This is a genomic window from Albidovulum sp., from assembly GCF_049646345.1.
Taxonomy (GTDB): Bacteria; Pseudomonadota; Alphaproteobacteria; order Rhodobacterales; family Rhodobacteraceae; genus Albidovulum.
The window spans coordinates 1-6,130 of record NZ_JBARVQ010000549.1 but is presented as its reverse complement, the minus strand read 5'-3'; the positions used below and the strand labels follow the sequence as shown (position 1 = coordinate 6,130).

Genomic DNA, 6,130 nt, shown 5'->3' with positions numbered 1-6,130 from the left:
GCATGTAGATGTCACCTCGCGATGCACAGGGCTTTAATTACAAACGAGCCGATCTTCTCCGGATGCAGACCATGCTATTGCCGTGCCCGGCATTGACCTGATCCACTTTCACCGCCAAAACCATGGCAGCACGCAGGAAACAACCCGAGCCCGGCCGATGTCGCGTATCACGCTATCCGGATTTCTGATCTGCCGCAGCCTTGAGGAGGCGGACCGCGTTGCCGTGCTTCTGCCCGAGCATGTCCGGCTGACGCGGGCCGAACCGGGATGCATCAGATTTGAAGTACTGAGGTCACATTCTGACCCGACCCGTTTCGCCGTCAGCGAGGCTTTCACCGACCGGGCGGCCTTCGATGCGCACCAGGCGCGTGCCGTCGATACCCTCTGGGCAAAGGCGACAAAAGGCATCCCGAGAAAGTACGAAATCAGGGACGAACCGGAATAGCTTTTGTCCCCGTGCGGCAATCAGCTGCCCAGAATGGCCCGGACATAGCCTTTGGTTTCGCGGTAGGGCGGCACGCCGCCATGTTTCTCGACAGCTGCGGGCCCGGCATTATAGGCGGCCAGCGCCAGTTTCCAGTCGCCGAACCGGTCGTACATCATGCGCAGATAACGTGCGCCACCGTCGAGATTGTCATGCGGGTCGTGCATGTCGACCCCCAGCCGCCGCGCCGTCGCGGGCATGAGCTGCGCCAGTCCGGTGGCGCCCTTGTGCGATACGGCCTTGGCGTTCCAGCCGGATTCCTGCTGCACAAGGCGCAGGAACAGATCCTCGGGCACCCCATGCCGCCGGGCGGCCTGTTTCGCCGCATCAAGGTAAAGCCCCCGGTAGCGGCCGGAATAGGACGGGATCGCGGTTGCAACCGTCTTGCCGTCCTTGCCATGCGGCGTCAGGCGGGTGGAGGCGGCATATTGCGTCGCCGCACGGCTATCCAGAACCTGGGTCTGCTTGCGGAACATTGCCAGCCGCGAGGTCGGAGACGAGCCGGATTTGGCAAAGACGATCCCTTCGGCCCGCGCGCCATTTTCGGCACCGCCCACAGACAAAGCCATGGCGGTCAGTCCGACCAGCATGAATTTCTGCATATGCCCCTCACCCGGCTGTTCCGGCGCGACTATAGCGAAAAAACGCGTGCAGGCCAGCCCGACGGACCAGCACGCCGGTCAACCGGCCGTTACCGCCGTTTCATCCTTCAGAAGGGAACCGCCCAGAATCTCTTCGATCAGAAGATTGACCAGCTCACCCCGGCCATTCACGCCAGCCTTGCGATAGATCGCGTTGAGATGGGTCTTGACCGTGCCCTCGGCCGATCCGCGCAGCTTGGCGATCTCGGCGATCGAAGACCCCTTGATCGTGAACGTCGCGACATCGGCCTCTGCCGGGGTCAGGCGCCACTCTTCGAAATACTCTTCCATGACCTCGTGCAGCGCGCCGGAGGCGACCGACAGGGCGCGGTCGGCATGGGCCTGCCGCCGCAAAAGGCGCACCAGATAGGCCCCTTCGAAAATCACGCCCGCGACGAGGCCCAGATTGGCCAGAAGCTCCAGCGCGAAATGCCAGGTCAGGATTTCGGCGGCTGATTCCTCGAAGAAGTCAAAAATCAGATCTGTCAGAAAAAATGCGGCGCAAAACCCCTGAACCAGCATGAGGGCGACAATCGCCGCCCCCTTGGTCCGTGCCGGCGCCTTTTCTTGCGTCATCCGTCATCCCCTGCTGCCGGAATATCCTTGTATCCGGTCAGCATGGATTTCGGAAGGTTGATCCCGAGCCTGCGGCTTTCGAAGAAGACCGCAGCGATATGGGCGACGATGCTGATTTCGGCCCAGGTCACGGCAATCTCATGGGCTTCCTCCACCCAGCCGACGCCAAAAAAGGCAAGGGTCGTCATCATATAGCCTGTGGCGCCAATAACGATCAGCGTCATGAGGAGGTTGTAGATCATCAAAGCGCCCAGTGGCGAATGACCCTTGTGGATACGCTTCCGGCCGGTTGCCATTTCGGTCACCTGACCGAGTGAGGCTGACATTGACGGGGGAAAGTCGGCAAATCTTGCATGGCGGCTGCCGATCAGCCCCCAGACGATGCGAACCGCCACAAGGCCGAGCACAGCAAGGCCGATCACCTCATGCGCCTTGCCCTCGGGGTCGTTGAACAGCGCATTGGCGGTGAAGCCCGCGACCAGCGACCAGTGAAAGATCCGCACGAGCGGATCCCAGACACGTACAGCATTCATCTTTGTCCCTCCTCCGAACGCGCCGGGCGGCGTGGTGCCACCCGGCCCGGTTTCGCTCAGCTTTCTTCCTTGGTCTTCACGATCTTCAGGTCGGCATCGAGATAAAGTTCGTACATCTTGCCGTCCTTGATCGCATAGACCTCGATCATGCCGTCTTCGCTGTCGATCTTGCGGACGTCGTAGCCTTCGGCCTTGAGCTGTTCGGTGATCTTTGCCTGCGTCGCGGCATCGGGTGCGTCGCTGGCGAAGGTGGGAACGGCAAGGCCAAGGCCGATCAGCGTGGCAAGGGCAGTGACTGTGAGTTTGGTCATTGTCATCTCCGGGTTCTGCTGCGACGGGGGTGTCGCGGCTTGCCCGACCGATCTGGGGGATATGGTCCAGCCCCTCCATTGCACTGAAGGTTGAGGGCCCGGGGTTCGGCCGCCCTGCAACCGAAGTTGTACGCAGAGTTTTGCCGGCGGTTCCGCGGGGGAATTATGGGTTTCTTAACCAAGAGTGCTTTTCTTGACCGGCACCGGATGGTCTAACGGGGCAAACGAGAATCGCGGAGGAGGAACCCGGCATGGCGGGATCGGTGAACAAGGTCATTCTGGTCGGAAATCTCGGGCGCGACCCGGAAGTGCGGTCGTTCCAGAACGGCGGCAAGGTTTGCAACCTGCGCATTGCGACGTCGGAAAACTGGCGTGACCGCAATACCGGCGAACGGCGCGAGCGGACCGAATGGCATTCGGTCGCGATCTTTTCCGAAGGGCTGGTGAAGGTGGCCGAGCAGTATCTGCGCAAAGGGTCGAAGATCTATATCGAAGGCCAGCTTGAGACGCGCAAATGGCAGGACCAGTCCGGGGCCGACCGCTATTCGACCGAGGTCGTGTTGCGGAACTTCTCATCGACGCTGGTGATGCTGGATGGTCGCGGCGAAGGCGGCGGTGGCGGCGGTGGCGGCAGCTTTGACGATGATCGTGGCGGATCTTCGGGCGGCTATGGCGGCGGCGGTCAGGGCGGTGGTTATGGTGGCGGATCGTCGGGCGGCGGCGGTGGCGGTAGCCGGGCCGATCTGGACGACGAAATTCCGTTCTGACGCGACGGGCAGGGACGACAGTCTAGGGGCCGGAAACTTTCATAGTTTTCGGCCCGATTTCTTTTTTGCAGAAATCGGACCGCCAAATTCCTGGAGATGTGCGTCCGGGGTGCGGCGCAGAGCAATCCGGCCGGAGCAGACCGATCCGGGGGAGATACCGCATTCGTCAAGCGATGGTGATCGGCCAAGACACAAGCGCACGCTCTACGATCTTCGCACATCTTATCGCGATGCTTCCGCGCCTATTTGAGCGTTAACAGGTCGAGCGCAGCGGAGACTATAGCGTTTCGGGCTTGCATTGAATCAGAATTCGAACCTTTTTCGTTCGATTTCTGCTGTTTGTTATCTCAACGAAAACCCGAAACGCTTTAGTTGCAGGATTGCCCGGCGAAGTCGCCGTATTGGGCCGGGTAGCGGCCGATATCTAGGACCCAGCCGACAGTCTCTGCGTCCCAGCCGTTGACGAAGGACCAGACGACCTCGCCCGCCGGTGTCACCTCGAACGCCCGACCGGCATCGGTTTCCGCGATCAGAAGATTGCCGTTCGGCAGTTTCTGATGTTTGCCGCGATAGGGGGTGTAGAACGTGTTCCGTGCGTCGGTACGGTACAGCGTTTCATGCGTCCCGATTGCCGGATCGATGGCAAGGATGCGGCTGCCGCCATGGGCCCCGGGATAGCCGTCAGGCGCGGTGATCGGCGCGAGAGGGCGGTTGTCGAGCACCGAGATTGTGCCATCAGGTTCAAAATCCGGATCGTGCTGGCCGAGGGTTGCTCCGGCAGACACCCACTTGATTGCATGCGTTTTGCCGTCGAGCACCCAGAGCTGGTTGAGATTGCGCAGCGACAGCAGCAGATCACCCGCCCGGAACATCGGGAATGCCGGGGCGAGCTCGGCACTCAGCACCTCGACATCATTCAGGTGTACGACATCGTCCTTCAGCCGGTAGTAATCCTGAATCAGCCCGATCATGTCGGATGCCTCAATCGCGTCGACCAGATCGATTTCGGACAGTTTCTGTCCCGTTTCGGGGTCGAAGGAGGCGATCCTGTCAAGCCGGATCGTGGTGTTGGCAAACGCCCGGTTGTTATAGTCGGCGACCCCGATCGGGGCCCATAAAGTGCCGGTTTCGTCCGCAAAAATGGAGTGATGGGAGCGGTCTTCGTTCATCCACTTGATCCGTCCGCAGGCATCGAAACGCACCATGCCGCGACCGTCGAGATTGGCGACAACATCGCCATTCGGATAAAGCAGCGCGCCGTGGATCAGCGCGTGATAGCGGTGCTGCATCTTTTCAGGCGCGATCTGGAAGAAATCTATGGGCCAGTCGTAAAGAACCTGACCATCCGCGCCGAACAGCCGGAACCCAAGCCGCTGTCCGAACAGGCCAGAGACAAAGGTCACACCCGGCGCCATCCTGTCGGTATCCGCGATAGTGACGCCATCGTCGGGATACCAGCGGCGGCTGAGATGCTGATCGGGACGCGATTTGAATGCGGCGACGGCAAGCGACTTCATCTGCCCCGCCGAGGCAATCACATCCTGTAACTGCTTTGCCGGCGGCAGCGACTTTATTCCCAGGACCATCCCCAGCATGAATAGCAGGAATGCAATCGCGACCGCCCCGATGATCCTTGCCATGCTTCGTCCGCTTCCCTGTCCATATACAAGTTTGAAATCACTTTCCGATCCGACATAAACCGCCCTGCGGCTGAATCAAACCTTCTTGGTGGTTTATGCGGGTTGGCGGCCCGGTTCCCTGACCTATTGGGGCGGAAAGACGCATTTGCCCCTGTCCAGGCCACAGTTACACTTGATCTGTGTCAATGATCGGCCAGACATCGGCTGCGATAAGCGGGCTGCGAACAGATAAAGTTGGATCATATGAATCAGCCACAGGATCCTCCGGCGCTCTATGCAGCGCGCGAGCCGGTATTCCCGCGCCGCGTGAGTGGCGCGTTCCGCAATCTGAAATGGGTGATTATGGCGATCACTCTGGGCATCTACTACATCACGCCCTGGCTGCGCTGGGACCGGGGGCCGAACCTGCCCGATCAGGCGGTTCTGGTCGACATGGCGAACCGGCGCTTTTTCTTTTTCATGATCGAGATCTGGCCCGATGAATTCTATTTCATCGCGGGCCTGCTGATCATGGCGGGGCTGGGGCTCTTTCTCTTCACCTCGGCCCTTGGCCGGGTCTGGTGCGGCTATGCCTGCCCGCAGACTGTGTGGACTGACCTCTACATCCTAGTCGAACGCTGGGTTGAGGGCGACCGCAACGCCCGCGTGCGCCTGTGGAACGCCAAATGGGATATCCGCAAATGGCGGCTCAGGCTGACCAAGTGGTTCATCTGGCTCATGATCGGCCTTGCGACCGGTGGGGCCTGGATCTTTTACTTTACCGACGCGCCGACCCTTGCGGTTGATCTGGTCACCGGCAACGCCCACCCAATCGCCTATACGACAATGGCGATCCTGACTTTCACCACATTCTTTTTCGGTGGCTTCGCCCGCGAACAGATCTGCATCTATGCCTGCCCCTGGCCGCGCATTCAGGCGGCGATGATGGATGAGGATACACTGGTCGTCGCCTATCGCGACTGGCGAGGCGAGCCGCGCGGCAAGCTGAAGGCGGCCGAGACGGATGTGGCACAGGGCGATTGCATCGACTGCATGGCCTGCGTCAATGTCTGCCCGGTGGGGATCGATATCCGCGAAGGCCAGCAACTGGAATGCATCACCTGCGCCTTGTGCATCGATGCCTGCGATGAGGTGATGGACCGGATCGGCAAGCCGCGCGGCCTGATCGGCTATATGGC

Annotated in this window: 8 protein-coding genes; 3 read left to right on the top strand and 5 right to left on the bottom strand. The window is 60.6% G+C overall.

The window, feature by feature from the left end; all coding sequences use genetic code 11:
* The first annotated feature begins 157 nt into the window (after nt 1–157).
* A complete protein-coding gene (locus WBB85_RS14195) occupies nt 158–445 on the top strand; it encodes a putative quinol monooxygenase (protein WP_432639261.1) in 288 nt (95 codons plus the stop codon).
* A gap of 20 nt (nt 446–465) precedes the next feature.
* Here the strand turns inward: WBB85_RS14195 and WBB85_RS14190 are convergent, their stop codons facing one another.
* From WBB85_RS14190 to WBB85_RS14175, 4 genes are all read right to left on the bottom strand, one after another.
* Nucleotides 466–1,086, bottom strand: coding sequence for a lytic transglycosylase domain-containing protein (locus WBB85_RS14190; protein WP_432639260.1), 621 nt, complete (start codon nt 1,084–1,086; stop codon nt 466–468).
* 78 nt (nt 1,087–1,164) lie between these two features.
* The gene (locus WBB85_RS14185) at nt 1,165–1,701 is read right to left on the bottom strand and encodes a helix-turn-helix transcriptional regulator (protein ID WP_432639259.1); all 537 of its coding nucleotides are present in this window, start codon (nt 1,699–1,701) and stop codon (nt 1,165–1,167) included.
* Nucleotides 1,698–2,234: a cytochrome b/b6 domain-containing protein gene (locus tag WBB85_RS14180; RefSeq protein ID WP_432639258.1), complete on the bottom strand. Its 537-nt coding sequence runs from the start codon at nt 2,232–2,234 to the stop codon at nt 1,698–1,700. Before WBB85_RS14180 ends, WBB85_RS14185 begins: the two co-directional genes overlap by 4 nt.
* A 56-nt stretch (nt 2,235–2,290) precedes the next feature.
* The gene (locus WBB85_RS14175; protein ID WP_432639257.1) at nt 2,291–2,545 is read right to left on the bottom strand and encodes a PepSY domain-containing protein; all 255 of its coding nucleotides are present in this window, start codon (nt 2,543–2,545) and stop codon (nt 2,291–2,293) included.
* A gap of 251 nt (nt 2,546–2,796) precedes the next feature.
* Between WBB85_RS14175 and WBB85_RS14170 the strand changes: the two genes are divergently transcribed.
* Nucleotides 2,797–3,312 (top strand): single-stranded DNA-binding protein, encoded by a 516-nt coding sequence (locus WBB85_RS14170; protein ID WP_432639256.1) that lies wholly within the window; start codon nt 2,797–2,799, stop codon nt 3,310–3,312.
* 368 nt (nt 3,313–3,680) lie between these two features.
* Here WBB85_RS14170 and WBB85_RS14165 read toward each other — a convergent pair whose 3' ends face one another.
* Complete coding sequence (locus tag WBB85_RS14165) at nt 3,681–4,952, bottom strand: arylsulfotransferase family protein (protein ID WP_432639255.1); 1,272 nt, start codon at nt 4,950–4,952, stop codon at nt 3,681–3,683.
* Nucleotides 4,953–5,195: 243 nt separating this feature from the next.
* Here WBB85_RS14165 and ccoG point away from each other — a divergent pair.
* Nucleotides 5,196–6,130: cytochrome c oxidase accessory protein CcoG (gene ccoG, locus WBB85_RS14160; protein WP_432639254.1), on the top strand; the 935-nt coding region annotated here is incomplete at its 3' end.

Coding starts and splice junctions, on each gene's coding strand:
- WBB85_RS14175 (WP_432639257.1), bottom strand. CDS start 2,545: ATGACCAAACTCACAGTCACTGCCCTTGCCACGCTGATCGGCCTTGGC.
- WBB85_RS14165 (WP_432639255.1), bottom strand. CDS start 4,952: ATGGCAAGGATCATCGGGGCGGTCGCGATTGCATTCCTGCTATTCATG.
- WBB85_RS14190 (WP_432639260.1), bottom strand. CDS start 1,086: ATGCAGAAATTCATGCTGGTCGGACTGACCGCCATGGCTTTGTCTGTG.
- WBB85_RS14170 (WP_432639256.1), top strand. CDS start 2,797: ATGGCGGGATCGGTGAACAAGGTCATTCTGGTCGGAAATCTCGGGCGC.
- WBB85_RS14180 (WP_432639258.1), bottom strand. CDS start 2,234: ATGAATGCTGTACGTGTCTGGGATCCGCTCGTGCGGATCTTTCACTGG.
- WBB85_RS14185 (WP_432639259.1), bottom strand. CDS start 1,701: ATGACGCAAGAAAAGGCGCCGGCACGGACCAAGGGGGCGGCGATTGTC.
- WBB85_RS14195 (WP_432639261.1), top strand. CDS start 158: ATGTCGCGTATCACGCTATCCGGATTTCTGATCTGCCGCAGCCTTGAG.